The sequence below is a fragment of the Nitrosomonas sp. JL21 genome (assembly GCF_009833095.1).
Classification (GTDB): domain Bacteria; phylum Pseudomonadota; class Gammaproteobacteria; order Burkholderiales; family Nitrosomonadaceae; genus Nitrosomonas.
Genome location: NZ_QRCB01000021.1, coordinates 1 through 16,991 on the forward strand (window position 1 = coordinate 1; position 16,991 = coordinate 16,991).

Annotated in this window: 16 protein-coding genes; 10 read left to right on the forward strand and 6 right to left on the reverse strand. The window is 45.3% G+C overall.

Annotation, left to right across the window (positions count from 1 at the left end):
- Positions 1–52 precede the first annotated feature (52 nt).
- Entirely contained in the window at positions 53–1,987 is a 1,935-nt protein-coding gene (locus tag ABF87_RS07195) for a diguanylate cyclase (RefSeq protein ID WP_240143576.1), read from the forward strand.
- A gap of 123 nt (positions 1,988–2,110) precedes the next feature.
- Here ABF87_RS07195 and ABF87_RS07200 read toward each other — a convergent pair whose 3' ends face one another.
- The 3 genes from ABF87_RS07200 to hemP form a co-directional block, all read right to left on the reverse strand.
- Positions 2,111–2,797, reverse strand: coding sequence for a DUF2325 domain-containing protein (locus ABF87_RS07200; protein ID WP_160828465.1), 687 nt, complete (start codon positions 2,795–2,797; stop codon positions 2,111–2,113).
- 262 nt (positions 2,798–3,059) lie between these two features.
- Positions 3,060–3,524 carry a bacterioferritin gene (bfr, locus tag ABF87_RS07205; protein ID WP_160828466.1) on the reverse strand — a complete coding sequence of 155 codons (465 nt, stop codon included), beginning with the start codon at positions 3,522–3,524 and terminating at the stop codon, positions 3,060–3,062.
- A 157-nt stretch (positions 3,525–3,681) separates the two neighbouring features.
- Positions 3,682–3,906, reverse strand: coding sequence for a hemin uptake protein HemP (gene hemP / locus ABF87_RS15260; RefSeq protein WP_345789889.1), 225 nt, complete (start codon positions 3,904–3,906; stop codon positions 3,682–3,684).
- A gap of 195 nt (positions 3,907–4,101) precedes the next feature.
- Here hemP and ABF87_RS07215 point away from each other — a divergent pair, with 195 nt between their 5' ends.
- The 3 genes from ABF87_RS07215 to ABF87_RS07225 all read left to right on the forward strand — a co-directional run bounded on the left by ABF87_RS07215 (position 4,102) and on the right by ABF87_RS07225 (position 6,843).
- Positions 4,102–5,115 carry a DnaJ domain-containing protein gene (locus tag ABF87_RS07215; RefSeq protein ID WP_160828468.1) on the forward strand — a complete coding sequence of 338 codons (1,014 nt, stop codon included), beginning with the start codon at positions 4,102–4,104 and terminating at the stop codon, positions 5,113–5,115.
- A 331-nt stretch (positions 5,116–5,446) separates the two neighbouring features.
- Positions 5,447–5,773, forward strand: a complete 327-nt coding sequence (locus tag ABF87_RS07220; protein ID WP_160828469.1) for a metalloregulator ArsR/SmtB family transcription factor — start codon at positions 5,447–5,449, stop codon at positions 5,771–5,773.
- Positions 5,774–5,994: 221 nt separating this feature from the next.
- On the forward strand, positions 5,995–6,843 hold the full coding sequence (locus ABF87_RS07225; RefSeq protein ID WP_160828470.1) for a sulfite exporter TauE/SafE family protein: 849 nt from the start codon (positions 5,995–5,997) through the stop codon (positions 6,841–6,843).
- 16 nt (positions 6,844–6,859) lie between these two features.
- Here the strand turns inward: ABF87_RS07225 and ABF87_RS07230 are convergent, their stop codons facing one another.
- Positions 6,860–7,372, reverse strand: a complete 513-nt coding sequence (locus tag ABF87_RS07230) for a protein tyrosine phosphatase family protein (RefSeq protein WP_160828471.1) — start codon at positions 7,370–7,372, stop codon at positions 6,860–6,862.
- Positions 7,373–7,515: 143 nt separating this feature from the next.
- Here ABF87_RS07230 and ABF87_RS07235 point away from each other — a divergent pair, with 143 nt between their 5' ends.
- Entirely contained in the window at positions 7,516–10,245 is a 2,730-nt protein-coding gene (locus ABF87_RS07235; RefSeq protein WP_160828472.1) for a cation-transporting P-type ATPase, read from the forward strand.
- Positions 10,246–10,276: 31 nt separating this feature from the next.
- On the opposite strand, the gene ABF87_RS07240 is transcribed toward ABF87_RS07235, so the two are convergent.
- The gene (locus ABF87_RS07240; RefSeq protein WP_160828473.1) at positions 10,277–11,002 is read right to left on the reverse strand and encodes a glycosyltransferase; all 726 of its coding nucleotides are present in this window, start codon (positions 11,000–11,002) and stop codon (positions 10,277–10,279) included.
- A gap of 395 nt (positions 11,003–11,397) precedes the next feature.
- Between ABF87_RS07240 and ABF87_RS07245 the strand changes: the two genes are divergently transcribed.
- The 5 genes from ABF87_RS07245 (at position 11,398) to ABF87_RS07265 (ending at position 14,784) form a co-directional block, all read left to right on the forward strand.
- Positions 11,398–12,450 (forward strand): cytochrome c peroxidase, encoded by a 1,053-nt coding sequence (locus tag ABF87_RS07245; protein WP_160828474.1) that lies wholly within the window; start codon positions 11,398–11,400, stop codon positions 12,448–12,450.
- A gap of 208 nt (positions 12,451–12,658) precedes the next feature.
- Positions 12,659–13,078 (forward strand): glycine zipper family protein, encoded by a 420-nt coding sequence (locus ABF87_RS07250; RefSeq protein ID WP_160828475.1) that lies wholly within the window; start codon positions 12,659–12,661, stop codon positions 13,076–13,078.
- 418 nt (positions 13,079–13,496) lie between these two features.
- Positions 13,497–13,685, forward strand: coding sequence for a hypothetical protein (locus tag ABF87_RS07255; RefSeq protein WP_160828476.1), 189 nt, complete (start codon positions 13,497–13,499; stop codon positions 13,683–13,685).
- 87 nt (positions 13,686–13,772) lie between these two features.
- Positions 13,773–14,375, forward strand: coding sequence for an ADP-ribose diphosphatase (nudF, locus tag ABF87_RS07260; protein WP_345789890.1), 603 nt, complete (start codon positions 13,773–13,775; stop codon positions 14,373–14,375).
- 238 nt (positions 14,376–14,613) lie between these two features.
- On the forward strand, positions 14,614–14,784 hold the full coding sequence (locus ABF87_RS07265; RefSeq protein ID WP_160828478.1) for a hypothetical protein: 171 nt from the start codon (positions 14,614–14,616) through the stop codon (positions 14,782–14,784).
- Positions 14,785–14,886: 102 nt separating this feature from the next.
- On the opposite strand, the gene ABF87_RS07270 is transcribed toward ABF87_RS07265, so the two are convergent.
- Positions 14,887–16,482 (reverse strand): diguanylate cyclase, encoded by a 1,596-nt coding sequence (locus ABF87_RS07270; protein WP_240143578.1) that lies wholly within the window; start codon positions 16,480–16,482, stop codon positions 14,887–14,889.
- Between the last annotated feature and the right edge of the window lie 509 nt (positions 16,483–16,991).

The following is a 16,991-nucleotide window of genomic DNA, read 5'->3' on the forward strand; positions in this document are numbered from 1 at the left end:
GCTTTATTTCGATACATGATGAATCATTCTTCCAATCTGCTTACAGGAATAGATGATGAAAATAGCTGACCTGAATGAGCTAAAAATCAGCACGTTATTACCCAGTCCCAAAGGTGTGGCGTTGGCCTTGATGGAAGCGTGCAGACGGGAAGATATCACCATTCATGAAATTGCCAGATTAGTTCAAACCGATCCAGCATTGGCGGGCCGTTTGATTCAGCGCGCTAATTCATCCAATCAGGCTACCCGGCCGATCACGTCTGTGAGCGATGCCATTTCGCATGTCGGTTTAACAACGGTCAAACAGTTAGCGATGGGATTTTCGCTGATCGATCAATACCAAAAAGGCGCATGTATAGGATTTAACTATCAAGAATTTTGGTCGCATTCGCTACTTATGGCGATCACCATGCAGGAATTGGCTAAATTGACTCGTGTCTGCGCTCCCGATGAACTGTTTGCCTGTGGATTGATGGCGCAAATTGGCAATTTGGCATTGGCGACGATATATCCGGAAAAGTACAGCGATTTGATGGAGAAAAAGACATCTGATCAATCTGTGGTCGAGATGGAGCGGCAATATCTGAAGACCGATCATAATGAATTAACCGCCGCCATGCTACTCAATTTTGGTGTCCCGAAGATCTTCGTCGAATCAATCTATTACCATGAGGTTCCGGATGAATCTGGTTTCTCAGAAGGATCCCGCCCATTTCATATCGTACATTTGCTGTACTTGGGAAAACAGATTGCGAATTTCGGCTTGGCGGAGGAATGCCAGCGTAACAATCGCATTTCTGAGTTGATTCTGTTGGGCGGAAAGATCGGTTTGGATACCGAATTGTTCGGAGCTCTAATCGATCAGGTAATGAAGGAATGGCAGTCGTGGGGAAGGATGCTCAAAATCTCTGCGGCCGAGTTGTTGCCGCCCTTCCAGAAAATGATGAATGCGGCAGCTCCCCGACCTGAGAACGAAACGGATGCTGCGCCGCTTCGCATACTTCTGGTTGAAGATGATCCATCCAGTTTGGTTTTCATCCAGGGACTCCTTGCCAATGTGCGGGGCCATACGCTGTTTACAGCTAAGGATGGTCAGGAGGCATTGTCACTGGCGATGGAAATTTCGCCGCATATCGTGATTACGGACTGGCTGATGCCGGTCATGAATGGCTTTGAATTAACGGTCGCTTTACGGGCCACCGAATGGGGCCAGAATCTGTACATCATCATGTTGACCAGCATCGAGGACGAAGAGGAAGTCATCAAGGCATTTGATGCCGGTGTTGATGATTACGTGACCAAGCCGATCAATGTGCGGTCATTCAGGGCACGATTGCGGGCAGCCTGGCACTACCGGAAATTGCAGGAATCCTGGGAGCGCGATCGGGAACAGTTGAAGCGCTTTGCAGCAGAACTGGCGGTGACGAATCGCAAGCTCGAGCATTATGCGTTAACTGATGTGTTGACGGAATTACCGAACCGTCGAGCCGGAATGGATACTTTGACGGATGTATGGAGTGTGGCGCATCGGTCGAGCCAGTTGATGGCTGTGATGCTGATCGATATTGATCACTTCAAGCAAATCAATGATACCTATGGCCATGCGATTGGTGACAAGGTTTTGAAGGAAGTGGCTGCTTCGATGCGGAATTCGGCACGAAAGGGAGACAGTTTCTGCCGGATGGGTGGCGAAGAGTTTTTGATTGTTTGCCATAATGGCAATACCGATGCGAAATCGGTCATTTTATTTGCCGAACGGATTCGTCAGCATGTGTATGCTCAGCAGATCAAGATTGATGAAGCGCACATCCAAGTATCCATCAGTATTGGCGTAGCATTAAAAGAAGCGAATATGAAAAGTGAGGATCATCTGGTAAATGCCGCTGATAAGGCGCTCTATGCTGCCAAGAACGCGGGACGTAACCGGGTATTCTTGGCGTTGGGAGACCGGCTTATCAGTTGTAGCCCCAGCAAGATTGAGAACTAATATTTTCTGCTTTATTGAAATCAAATCCAAAATGCTCATTGACGCCTAATAAACTGCGTTTTCCACGGATTTTGCCTTATCTGATGATCGCTCGTTAATTTCTTCCGAATTTTTTCGAAAAATTCAGTGATCGGAATACTTCGCGAGGGAGCGGTCTTTTTCTGAGAATATTTTAGATAAGACGCTGATTCCATGCTGGAATGAAGTGGATTCTGAGCGCTCGAGCAGTACGCATGGCTTGCCGGTAAATCTGCAATAGAATTGCACCATGAAATAGGCTTCATGATTCACGCAGTCGATGGAGCAGATGATCATATCCGTTTTTTCCAAAAGTCGAGGTAAGTCTTTCAACTGATCGTTGGGATCGCCATGAAATGTCATTAAACGTCCGCCTATATGTTCTGTGAGTCGGCTATAAATAGGATATAACCGGCTGCGGCCGCCAATGCACAACACCGTTTGTCCTGTTAATATAGGTGCGCAATTTCCAATCTTTTGCGGCTTTATGGAAGAAGTGGTCCGTGATGGCTTAGATTTGATCAGTGGTGCCCAATTAACAGAGCTTGATGTATCCGTTGCGGGCAAGAAGGACGTTGTTTTCTTTTCTGGATGATTAATTTCCTGATCTGAAAAGTAAGTTGAGGTGCGGACTGAGGAATACGGATCGAGACTGCGGCATATTTTGTCGAGTTTACGTAACCAGAAGGACAAAGTGCTGCAGAGATCATAGATGTCAGAGGAGTGATACTGATCGTTAGTATCAGGCGCGGCATTGTCAGCTAAAGCCAGTTTTTTTTGAAGAAATTTCATTATTGCTTCTCCCACAAGTCATCAGCAACTAAAAAAATGGCTGGCTGACCTGAGGGTTACAGGTTGGCTGGCTAAAGTGCCGCTGAAGAAGGAGGAATAACTCCAGCGGCCAAGGAAAAAGTTATGGAAGTTCTGAAAAACTGTTGCGTTTAGCGATATTACTTTCAAATCAGACTTTCAATGCTCGTTTTTATTGCTATCAATGCATTTTTATCTGACTCAACGATGCCTGATCGTCAATTAATTCTTTTTCAGAGCTACCTTACATCTGGCTTTGCAACCAATTATGGACACCGACTTTCTGTATGAGGCTGAGTTGCGTTTCTAACCAGTCGATGTGCTTCTCAGTATCCTCAAGAATATGTTCAAAAATTTCACGAGATACGAAATCATGAGCTGTTTCACATGCCGCAATAGCTGCGAGTAATGTCTCGCGTGAAATGTACTCAAGCTTTAAATCACAAGCAACACACTCTTCAGCAGTTTCACCAATCATGAGCTTACCGAGATCTTGTAAATTGGGTAAGCCTTCTAATAACAAAATTCGCTCAATCAAAAGGTCGGCATGTTTCATTTCTTCACAGGATTCATCGAATTCATGCTTTCCGAGATCATTGAATCCCCAGTTTTTGTACATGCGAGCATGCAGAAAATATTGATTAATAGCAGTCAATTCATGCTGTAATTGTTGATTCAGCCAGCGGATAATATCGGCATTGCCTTTCATTTTTATCTCCTTAGACAGGTATTTTTGTACGTGATTAATCCCACTCAGAGAAGTTGTTCACTATCTTACTTGTAACCAACCTTATTTCCTGTTCCATCGTGGATTATTCCGTGTTAGCTTGCACGTACAAATATACATGATATATATCCTAAGGCCACTATTTGTTTAGTATCAATTTCCCGTTACGTGTGCGGCGCAGAGAATACTGCTCGCCTTTGTGCATAATAAAGACCACGTCCGTATCTTTGAAGAGCGTATTGCTATCAATTGATGTTTCGAATTTTTTTCTTTCGGATTCATAGAGATTTCTGACGACTGTTGGGGAAATAGTTAGAGTATCCATAATTTTGTATAGAGATATCGTAATGAGAATTGTTCTCATTATATGTGATTTTTAATGAATTGCAAGCCCATCATAAAAAATGGTGAATGACCCTGCTACAGTGAGTGTAAGATATCATTCCGATTCAGTAATAATTATCCGTAATACGTTGGAAAGCACATTTTCTTGTGTAATAGGGCAAGCTATCGCGCTAAAGCGGATAATCTCAATTTGGAATGATTCTTCAGTTTTCTCATGATCGAACGGCGAAATTTTTATCGAATTCTTTATGTTCAGCCTGATGCATCGATGGCAGTGATTCGGGAGAACTACCGAATATTGGTGCAAAGACTCAAAATGCGACCTGATTTAAGTGATTCAAATTGGAACGAAGAATTACTTGATCACGCATACGATACGCTTGGAGATCCGGTAAGACGAGCAGTATATGATCGTGAACTATTGAAGCATTACCATATCCACACACTCAGCCAAGGAGCATTTGGTTCAAATTCGAACCCTGAGTTGAATCAACATGGCTACGCATACACGACCAATTGGAATGAATATAATTTTTATCGCGTGCTACAAATTCAATCCGATGCTCCCGTTACTGCCATAGCAGTAAGTTATCGGGCGCTGAAGAAGAATGCTTCTATTGATCAAGCGTTATTAGAAGAAGCCTATCGTGTATTATCCAATCCTGAAACCCGACAACGATATGATGTGTTACTGGCTTCTCATCCTGTGAGCGCTACTCAAGAGGAATCTCCGGGCAAATATGGCGACTCGCAGCACAATGAACATCTGGACGTTACCCCGCAATCATCGATTGAATCTTATCAAGCGGTAATTTCTCATTATTGTCGTTTCTGCAAAACGCCCTATTTCCCAGAACTAAATAGATATCAGACCGATCGCTGTTTAGAATGCGCAAGTCCATTGTTCACTCTACTGGACGATTTTGCTGAAACCTCGCGTCGTACCCTGATGCGCATCAATATCCGCGGTGAATGCGAATTCTATCCATTCTGGCCAAGCAAACCCTATCAGGGAATATTCCAGGATTTGTCACCTGCCGGTGTACGGTTCATAACGGAACAATCTATTGATTTGCATGAAATCATCAAAATTGATGCCCCCAATTTCCAGGCTATTGGTGAAGTAACGCATCTACAAGCGAATGATAGAGAGATTTCGGTAGGATCACGTTTTATCGCTGTGAAATTCGAGCATCAACGGGGGAATTTCATCAGAGCAGAAGCCTAGAAAATTTTGAGAAAGGGGAAGTAACGATCAGGCAGAATAAAAGCTGATAAAAAAACTCAATATACTAACGAAGATAAGCATACTGAGCTTAATCTCAACACAGCGCCGCCGGAAAAATCATTGTCAGTTTTATCCATTTTTGACCTATTATTACTAACGAACACCACAGCATAGCCGAACGCAGGAGTCTTTCAGATTTTTCCTACAATCCAGAGGTACATCAATCGCTTGCAGGAAAAGTTTTGGAAAAAAATTACTAGAATAATAGTATGGACGGTAATAATTGATTTATTATATCGACATCTTTATTCATACGTTCTCATGTTAAATTATGAAAACTGATGCGGCTGTCCATAACATTGCAGCGTTACGTTCGTCTGCTTCAGAAGCTTGTGCTTTATTAAAGGTGCTGGCTAACGAAGATCGACTGCTTATTGTATGTGAACTCAGTCAGGGCACTCGAAATGTCGGAGAACTTGAAGATTTGCTGGGTATTCATCAGCCAACGCTTTCTCAGCAATTGACTGTCTTGCGCGAAGAAAATCTGGTCGCAACAGAACGCAGAGGTAAATATATCTACTATAGCCTGGCAAGTTCGGAAGCCATCAAGATCATGGAAACTTTATTTAATTTGTATTGCAAGAACCATCTGTGCTGAGTGACTCTGGAAATTCCTGTGTTTAATCCTGCATCAAAATGCTCAGCTATCGACGTAGACTGTGATTTCATCTGATTTTGCCTTACCCGATGATTGCCTCTGATCCTTTCCAAAGTTTTTCCAACAACGATCAATTTGCCTAATTAACAGCAAGGTTTCGCATAACCTTCTGCTATCAAGTATCATGGGGCAATTGATATTGTGGATGGTGCTCCGAGCGCGTGGAAATTGTATTCATCAGTGTGGTGCTTGGTTTTCTCATCGGCGTCATACTCGCATTGACGGGTGCAGGGGCGACCATTCTTGCGGTTCCTTTATTGGTATTCGCGTTCCATCTTGACGTCGCTGAAGCCGCGCCTATTGCGCTGTTGGCTGTATGCATGGCCTCGACAATTGCGGCAGTGCATGCTCATCTGCAGGGAAATGTGCGCTACCGGGCTGCGGGATTCATTGCTGGGACAGGCGTGATTGCTGCCCCCATGGGTTTGTGGCTTGCTCATAGACTACCAAATGCACCCTTAACCCTTCTATTCGCATCCGTGTTAATTGTCGTTGCGATAGATATGTGGCGCCACGCTGAAAAACAGCCAGGAGTAATTGCAAAGGCTGCGGTACAGCGTGAATCGCAACTCCAAGCCGATGCCTCTCTCCAACCCTGTCAGCTTGAGTATAATGGCGTCCGCTTGATGTGGACATGGTCGTGCGCCCGTGCATTGGCTCTGGCAGGAGCCGTAATGGGGTTCTTATCAGGATTGTTAGGTGTAGGTGGAGGATTCGTAATTGTTCCAGCCTTAAAAAAAGTTTCCAACTTGCCTATGCAATCCATTGTTGCAACCTCCCTGGCGGTGATTGCAGTCATTTCAGCCATAGGCGTGATCTCTGCCACAGCAATGAACAAATTGAACTGGCCTATCGCATTGGCATTTACTGGCGGAACCTTCGCAGGTATGCTGATCGGGCGTATTTTCGCCTTCCGCTTCACTGACGCTCGATTGCAACAAGGTTTTGCGATAGTGGCGATAGGGGTAGCCGTTGCGATGATCATTCGTGGGATTTCAGTCCTTCTTTAAAAGAAATGAGTCATTATCAGCGGATGAAGGACTCACGGACTTTCTCTTCCATGGGGGGGCGCATGCCTGCTTTCCGGCCAGCTTCCAGCGCTGCTTCGGGATCCATGCCTTTCTTGATTTGATAACTTGCCCACATTGCACCGGCGCGATTACCCGATCCACAATGGATGAGCGTAGGCATCTGCGCTGATTCGATGGCTTGAGTGAATGCCGCCAGTTGTTCCTCGCTGATTCCGGCAACGGTCATCGGTATATTGAAGTAAGTCAAACCGGCTCGTTCCACTAATGCTTTCTCATCGGCTGTGCCTTCATTTGCAGTGCGTAAATCGATTACGGTTTTGAATCCGGTGGCAACCAATGCCTGTACCCCGCCATCGCCGATAAGGCCAGAAATCGCAATTTGCTCGGTTGCGCGGCTGTAATTTTGAACCGGAATAAGCTGATGGCCGAAAGGTACCCGGCCGGATGCGTGCAGTGGTAGTGTAAGGAAAATGGTGAAGAGCGTCATCAGTGTGATAAGGTATTTCATGTAGGCTCCAGGGGCTATGTTGTGTGAGAGATTGGTTTGATTGCTGTTCATTGTAGCTGCAGTGAATTGGTTAATACAAATTATTGAAACGGGATTCACATCAGAAAAGTAGCATTCGATATTGCTGCATCAAGGATGATTGTATGGCGGATAAACAACCACAAGCATCGGCGTTACCAGAATCTGACTTTGCATGGCATAGTCATTCGCCGCAGCAGGCGATTGAACTTCTGCGCTCGACGCTTGCTGGATTGTCGCGACAGGAAGCGCAGCGGCGCTTCGAACAGTATGGCGCTAATTCTCTGCCACCACCTCAGCAGAAAAATGCGATGCTCCGCTTTCTGCAGCAATTTCATAATGTGCTGATCTATATTTTGATCGCCGCGGCGGTCATGACGGCTTTTTGGGCGCATTGGATCGATAGTGCAGTCATTATCGGCGTAGTCGTGATTAATGCCTTGATTGGTTTTATTCAAGAAGGTAAAGCCGAAAAAGCCTTGAATGCCATTCGGCATATGCTGTCATTGAATGCGGTAGTAATGCGCGAAAACGCATCCCATTCTATTGCTGCTGAACAATTGGTGCCTGGAGATATCGTGTTGCTGCAGTCTGGAGATAAGGTACCTGCCGATATTCGGTTGATCCGTTGTAAGAATATGCGGATTGAAGAGGCAGTGTTGACGGGTGAATCGGAAGCTGTGGACAAATCCATTCACGCGGTCGATTCAAGAACGGTAATTGCCGATCGTTCATGTATCGCCTACTCCGGCACATTGGTTGTATACGGTCAAGGAACAGGTGTAGTGATCGCAACGGGTCAGCATACTGAAATTGGCCGCATCAGCCAGATGATCGCCAAGGTGGATAGACTGGCTTCGCCATTGTTGAGGCAAATGGCGATCTTTGGGCGTTGGTTGACGCTGGCGATTGTGCTGCTCGCTACGGCAATTTTCATGTACGGGCTGCTGCTGCACGATTATCCGGTACAGGAAATGTTGATGGCCGCGATCAGCATGGCGATTGCCGCAATTCCGGAAGGATTGCCTGCGATCATGACGATTTCGTTGGCGCTGGGCGTGCAGAACATGGCGCGCCATCATGCCATCGTGCGCAGATTGCCGGCGGTCGAGTCACTCGGCGCGGTGACGGTGATCTGCACGGATAAGACCGGTACGTTGACGCGCAATGAAATGACCGTGCGAACAGTGATTACTGTGGATCATCAATTATTAGTCAGTGGCGTGGGGTATGCGCCCAGCGGCGGTTTCAGCAGGCAGGGAAAGGAGTTGCAGATGGCTGATCATGCCGATTTGTTGACTTTGTGTCGCGCTGGACTATTGTGCAATGATGCGGTACTTCAGCAGCACGACGATTCGTGGGTCAACCAAGGAGATCCGACCGAAGTTGCATTGATCACCTTGGCGATGAAAGCCAAGCTGGATCCTGTCAATGAGCGTGCAGCCCTGCCTCGGGCCGATGTGATCCCTTTTGAATCGGAGCATCGATTCATGGCGACGCTGCACGATGATTCAGCCGGACAATCTGTCGTTTACATCAAGGGTGCGCCGGAAGAAGTGCTGTCGATGTGCAGTCATCAACGTAGTTCAAGTGAGGATCAGTTGATTGATCAGGATTTCTGGCATAGCAAAATTCAGCAAGAAAGCGCCGCCGGGCAACGGTTATTGGCGATCGCCTGTTGGGTGCCGCGTGCCAAGTTGCAGACATTGGCATTCGCTGATGTCAGAGAAGCGGGGGCTACGCTGCTTGGGTTGGTAGGAATGATCGACCCACCCAGAGAAGAAGCGATTGCTGCTGTGCGCAAATGCCATGCTGCCGGCATTCGCGTCAAAATGATCACGGGTGATCATCGCGCGACGGCTTGCGCCATCGGAGCTCAACTGGGCATTGGAGATGGATTGCATGTAGTCGCGGGGAGTGAACTGGATGAAATGGATGATACTAAGTTACGCAGAATAGCTGCGGATATGGATATTTTCGCTCGGGCCAACCCCGAACATAAATTGCGACTGGTCAGAGCGCTGCAAGAAAATGGCGATATCGTCGCAATGACGGGCGATGGTGTGAACGATGCTCCAGCATTGAAACGGGCAGATATTGGCGTGGCGATGGGGCAGAAAGGGACTGAAGTGGCGAAAGAGGCCGCCGAAATGGTGCTGATGGATGATAATTTTGCTTCGATTGCATATGCCGTGGAAGAAGGTCGGACGGTCTACGACAATATACGCAAGACCTTGGTTTATATTCTGCCGACCAGTTGCGGTGGGGCTGGCATTTTAATGCTTGCGGTGCTTCTGGGCATGGCGTTGCCGATCACGCCGGTGCAGATTCTATGGATCAATATGGTAACGACAGTCACCCTGGCTATTTCATTATCCTTTGAGCGCCCCGAGACAGGTGTCATGTCCCGTCCGCCTCAAGATCCCCATGCTCCTATTTTGTCGGGTTTCCTGATATGGCGTATCGTTTTTGTGGCATTGCTGATGATTGGCGGCGGCTTTGCGTTATATTTTCTCGAGATCATGCAAGGTTTCAGCATCGAATTCAGCCGGACAGTGGTGGTGAATGTGCTGGTGATGGGTCAAATTGTATATCTGTACAATTGCCGCTATTTGCTGGCTCCCGTCTTGTCGCGCGAGGGATTGCTGGGTAATCGCTATATTCTGGTTTCGATTGGCTTGTTAGTGATTGTTCAGTTGGCATTTACTTATTTACCGGTCATGCAGCAGTTATTTGGAACGACTGACCTGACTGTGGCTGCCTGGGGGCGCATTGTTGCATTCGGGCTGATCGTGTTCTTAGCCGTAGAGTTGGAGAAATACGTGATTGCTCGCAGTAGCGCTGATGCTGCGTGATGCTGAGCAATTAGGGTTGATTGCTTAACTGTTATCGTCGTCCATCATACCAGATCGGGAGTTTCTTCTTATCGTGCAGTACCTTGCGAGGACTGAGCATGACACTCAAGATTTGTTGCGCTATTTCCCGGCCCGAATAGAGTTGAACTTTTCGTGGGGAAGTTACCAGTGGGTGCTGAGTGAGAATGGTAAATTTCAGGTTGTGCTGGCGCCCCCATCGTTTTAACAGGCGGCTCAGGTCGATTTCGTCGGCTGCGAACATTTCCTGATTGAATCCTCCGACTTCTCTAAAAGCATCGGTGCGGCATACCACCAACGCGCCAGAGGCCCAGCGGCACAGCACCGAGGTCGTTGTCCATAAGTGCATTGCAACAGCGCCCCACCAGGGTAAATTGGGCATGTGCATGACGCTGCCGCAACCCACATATTCATTCGATTCGATCATGTTGAAAATATCCGACATCATCCCAGCATTGAGCAAACTATCCGCATCAACAAATAACAACCAATCGCCCGTCGCAGCTGCAGCGCCGGTGTTGCGCGCGCGGCCAATCTGATTGATGGGTTCAAACACTACTTTTGCACCCGCTTTCTTCGCAAGTTTTGCTGTGTTATCTGTGGAATTATTATCGACGACGATGACTTCATGCCTGAAGCCGGATTTCTGATGGGCTGTCAATGAATGAGCAACCGAGTTCAGGCAATCAAGAATTAATTGTTCTTCATTGAAGGCGGGAATAATGACTGAAAGGTACATAGCGGATCTCAGAGGGTTTTTATTGATCACGATAGTATCGCTAAACTGACCAAAACAAAAATAATCCTCTAAACCCAGTAACCGGAAATTCTCATGTGGATCAGGCTGGGTCTATTGAAAACAAGTCGACATTATCCAATGTTCTGTGATTATCTGGCGCTAGTAATTTTGCTACTCGACTGCATATCACGATTTCTAATACCTAATAAATAGTGAAATCCGATCTTTCATTTTTCGTGATGAGTCGTAAGTGGGCAGTTTGATATAGAATGAATTCTGCGGACTTCAGCGCGAGCCTCAAGTTAAATACAATCTTATGGTTTCTTACTTAAGTTTTTTTATTTTCCTGTCGGTGAAGTTAATTGAAGTTCCGATATTTAATTTTCGGAGGTTGTATGAAAGTATTATTTTTCTTGGCGCTCATAATGAGTTTCCCAGGCTTCGCTCAAAGCGAACCTGATTCACAGCAAAAATCTCACACCGATGAGCATACTCATGACATGCACAAGGGTCATCATCACGGTCACATGGAAGGGATGCATGGCGGCCATCACAAGCTTGATAAAGTGACTTTGAAGCAATTTTTTGAGCCTTTGCCAGCATCCATTATCGATGAAAAGAAGAATGCCGCGCTGATTGCACTGGGCAAAAAGCTCTACTTGGAGCCTCGGCTTTCCATCAATGATACGATTTCCTGTAATTCGTGCCATCGCTTGGATAATTTTGGCGTGGATAGTCAAGTCACATCGCCTGGTCACGATGGAAAACGCGGCGGCAGAAATTCACCGACCACTATGAATGCAGCCCTTCATATCGCCCAGTTCTGGGATGGCCGCGCGAAGGATGTTGAAGAACAATCGTTGGGTCCCATATTGAATCCGGTTGAAATGGGCATGCCGAACGAAGCTGCGATAGTCAATAAACTCAGAAAGATAGATGAGTATAATGTGTTGTTTACAGAGGTTTTCAAAGGTGAGAAAGAGCCCATTCAACCAAAAAATATTGCGAAAGCAATTGGTGCTTTTGAACGTACTCTTTTGACACCTTCGCGGTTTGATGATTTCCTCAATGGCGATGAGAATGCCTTGAATGAAACCGAAAAGCGCGGTCTACAGAAATTTGTGAAAATGGGTTGTGCAATGTGCCACAATGGTGTAGCCCTTGGTGGAAACATGTATAAAAAGCTTGGCATGGTCGAGCCGTATAAAACTGCTGATGAGGGAAGATTCGTCATCACTGGCCTGGAAATCGATAAAAAGGTGTTCAAAGTGCCGAGCCTTAGAAATGTCACCAAGACAGGGCCTTATTTTCATGATGGTTCAGTCGCAACCTTGGACGATGCAATCGAGGAAATGGCAGAACACCAGCTTGGTCGTGAAGTAGGCCCAGGATTCATTGCAGATGTGAAAGCATTCCTCGGATCACTGACGAGCAAGGGCAAGGAGTAAAACATCACAGGAGCTGATCGAGAAAATGAAGAATTGCAGTCTCGTGTATGAAAAACATATTGTTCGAGATCAGCTCTTGTAGATCGTAATGCATCGTTAGTTATAGATAGAGTTTTTCAGCAATTGATTAACTTAGGTTTGGATATTTGGCCTAATGATATATTGATCAGATGATTAGACCGTTTGAGAGGGAACTATCGTGAGATTTATGATGATTCCAATTGCATTCCTGGTAGTGGGGTTGTGGGGATGCTCGACCACAAAACCCATTCTCTATCCAAATACACATCTGCAATCGGTTGGGAAGGATGCTGCCGAACAGGATATTCAAACCTGTAAGAAGTTGGCTGAGTCAGCGGGTGCTGATGAAAGTACAAGCAAAGCTGGGAATGTTGCGTCCAGTACCGCGGTTGGGGCAGGTGTCGGGGCTGCCAGTGGTGCGGTGGGTGGAGCCATTTATGGAGCAGCCGGGCAAGGCTCTATCGTGGGTGCCGTCAGCGGGGCTGTGGCAGGACTGCTCAGAGGAGTTTTGCTGTCTTCAAGATCTTCCCAGCCCAATCCGGCATATGCGAATTTTGTAACGCGTTGTTTGCAGGAAAGAGGGTATGAAGTCAGTGGATGGCAGTAAGTAGCTACTTGAGTTCTTTGTATGATCCTTGATTTCATCAATCATAAGGATACCGTGAATCCGTATGGCATTCATAGGTGAGGCTGAAGGATATTGCTAAATAATCCGAATGTCGTCATTATCTATACTATCGAATACTGAGTTGTAGCTCATCTGTTTGAGTTGTCTCATAAATCATTGACATTGTCATCTTTTGTTATTAAAAAGTATCGATTATGATCATTGAATTTTTTTCTTGAGCTATTGAGTTTGTTTTGAGAATTATAAGGTTGCGCAGCGAAGTTCATGGTTTTTTGTAAGTAATTGTGTTTGATTTTAAGAAATGCAATAAAAAATAGTGCTTAATCCTTAATTTTTTTGTAATTGTGTCGTGATATCAATAGATTCTCTTATGAAAAATTGTTTGGAGACTATTATTATGAACAAAGAGCTTTCGTTTGATGAAGAAATTTATCTGGATGATGATGGCGAAGATGATGCATTGATTGATAGCAAAATTCCAGTGGGTCAATTTGCGCGCATCATTGATGAATTTGAAGCACTGAAAGATGATTTTGAGGATGGGGAAGACGACGACATCGACCTGGATTCACTTGGATTACATTAGCAATTACTTTGGTTCGATTCTTTTTATATCTGAAGTGCAGTTGAATTTGCGTTAATATCGAGTTCCTTGATGATGAGGAACATGGGTGTGACGAGAACTGATGTAGAAATTTTCGAAAAGACGATTTGTTTTGAAGGATTTTTTCGCCTCGAGCGCTATTGTTTGCGCCATCGATTGTTCAATGGTGATTGGAGTCGTCCAATTGTTCGTGAATTATTTGAGCGCGGTCATGCTGCCGCAGTTTTGCCTTATGATCCTGTCCGAGATGAAATTATCCTGATTGAGCAATTCCGCGCAGGTGCCTTATCTGCAAAGGATGGGCCATGGTTGCTCGAAATTGTTGCCGGAATGATAGAGCCTGCAGAAACAGCGGAGCAAGTCATTAAACGGGAAAGTATTGAAGAAGCAGGTTGCGTTATTACTGATTTAATTCCTCTTTACCATTATTTTGTCAGCCCAGGTGGTACGACAGAACATTTGGCGTTATTTTGTGGTCGAGTGGATGCCACTGATGCGGGTGGTCTACATGGCGCTATTGATGAAGATGAAGATATCAAAGTTCATGTAATTTCCTTTAATTCTGCGCTTACTTTGTTAATGACCGGCAAAATAAACTCCGCCAGTGCAATCATTGCCTTGCAATGGTTGATCTTAAATCGAGAGTATGTTCGGACACGCTGGTTGACTTGAGTTGAAATAGCAATTTCTTCTGAGAGATATCGATGTGTAGTAAATAAGCATATAACTCAGCAAAATATCAAATAATCCCTTTCTTGCCGATTCTATTAAACAGGATCCAATTACATTGCGGATCTACATCATCAGGCATCTGAATTATCAGTAAAAATCATTTCTTATCGTTGATTCATACGGCGTGACTGCATGTTTTACTGACAGGGTATGCAATAAATGCCACAAGGAGGCTGCTATGGCAACGCAAAAACTTTCCACTCAGCTAAGTGATAGTTCAGATCCGATAGATACTGATGTTGACGATGATAGTGTACTCGCAGATGGTATGAGTCCTGATAGCCGGATCGTTCAACTGATTGATGAACTTGAAGTGAGTAATGATGAATCTAGCGACGCTGACGATTGAACAATTTAACAACGTGCTTAAAGCTGGAGCAGCAACGGCATAATCAGCGCCGCACCTTTTCTCCTTCCTGAGGATTAGAAATAGGGCGTTATTTAACAGGTGTCAGGTGTGTTGTGCGCAAACACAATTGCGTCCTCGTTTTTTCGCACTATAAAGTTGCTGGTCAGCAATAGCAATCAATTCATCGAGAGACACGATATTGTTGTTGTGAGCTACCCCAAAGCTGGCTGTAAAGGTGAACTTTTCTTGGTTGGCGGGTGCCAGTTCAATCAGGGTAATTCTTTGGCGCACTCGTTCTGCGAAAGTCACCGCATCATTCAGTTTGGTTTCAGGAAGAAAGATGAGGAATTCCTCGCCTCCCCAGCGCGACAGGATATCACCGCTACGCGCTTCTTTCTGCAAAGTTTCTGCCAAACGGATGAGAATCTGATCTCCCAACGCATGGCCGTAATTGTCATTGAACAATTTGAAGTCGTCGATATCCACCATGATGACTGATGCATGACCACGATTTCGTAGACTAAGGGACCAAATAGGTTTAACGAATTTATAAAAGGATCTGCGATTGTTGAGATTAGTCAAGGAATCGATATCTGCCATTTTCTCGGCAGTCAATTTCTCCCTCTGATTGATATTGAAGCGTTCTGCGAGGGCAAGCGCCAGCAATATGGCATCGCCCATAATACCAATCTCAACAGCACGATATGTCAGTACATTAAAAGGAATGATTTCTCCTATCGCACATCCCGTGATAATCCCGCCCACGATTGGACTCGACGATGCAATTAAATAATACTGGGCAAGCTTATCGCCTTTTTGCAGTGCCATGATGCCAAGTAAGATCATGAGTGCGGAAGATAAAAAGACAAACGCAAGAGAAGCTTGGAGGACGAAGGCATAGTTACTGATCAGTATCAGAAGCAGAATTATCGCAGAAAAAGTCATGCAGGCCGTGATTACTATTCCATACATGCGCGGCAAGGCCTGCTTGATATTCAGAAAGTGTGCAGCAAAGATCAGTCCACTAATGGAACATGCGAGGATCAATAGAGGATTTGCCCATTGTTGCCATTCCGGCAATTCAGGCCATACCCATTGATATCCATGTCCCGTATAAGAGATATTCAGAACGAAGAAGGACAGCAAATAAATGGAATAGTACAGGTACAGGCTACTGCGCAATCCCAGGTACAGCATCAGATTGTAAGCGACTAGCCCCAGTATCGCGCCGTATACAAAACCATAACTGTAACTTTGTAATGTTTTCCTACTGTCGAGATCATCGTTACTCATGAAATAGATAGGTAAGACCATGGCATCCACAGACGCTATCCGGATCAAAACGAGGGTTTCACCCGGTTCAAATGGGTGGCGCGTCACAAAGAATCGATGATTGAACGAGCGCTGTGAGAATTTCTCGCTATCTCCAAGATGAGAAGTGTTGATGAGCTGATTATGTCGGAGAAAATAAATATCGATTTTGTCCAGCCATGAAGTTTCAAACAATAAATTGCGATCGATTGCAGTTTTGCTGGGGTTGTTAACGTTCAGTGCAAGCCATACCGGTTTTGAATCGATACCAAAATTGATCATCGAATGATGGATTGATGAGAACAATCCATTTTGATAGGCTTCAAGTGCAGTAGAGAAATCGATGGGAGCATCGGTCGTGCGGTATGCCTGAATATATTGACTCATAGTGCCGGAATATTCTTGGCTAATATCGATCGTTTTTTGCGCTATTGCTGTACAGGCCCAGCTCCATATTACGATCGTAATAAGACATGGCGTTAAAAAGAATTTATTCATTTGATTCTTGTTATTAGTTATTTTGTTTGGCTGAAGAATCTTCAACCAATCGAACCGGGTTTTTTAGTGGAACTTTGGAAACGATGTGCTCGCATTCGATTAAGCTTAATTCCATTAAACTGCTGCGTGTATCGAATCTACTTTAGCCATCTTTGACGGTTGCTTGCGAACGCTTTCAGAGTTCTTCTTTGATCCATGTGAGAATTGTCTCACATGACAATAGGATGTTTGCTAATTCTTCTCCATTGATGCATTGGAATTGATGGAAAACCTGGATTACAACGGCTTGGTATTCGTGAAGCCAAGCTCTGTCGTGTTGGGTTCTCTTTCCTGATCATCCTGGCGGCTTTCTTCAGTTTCACTGTGGCAAGAAAGACGGTGTGAAAATGCTATCATTG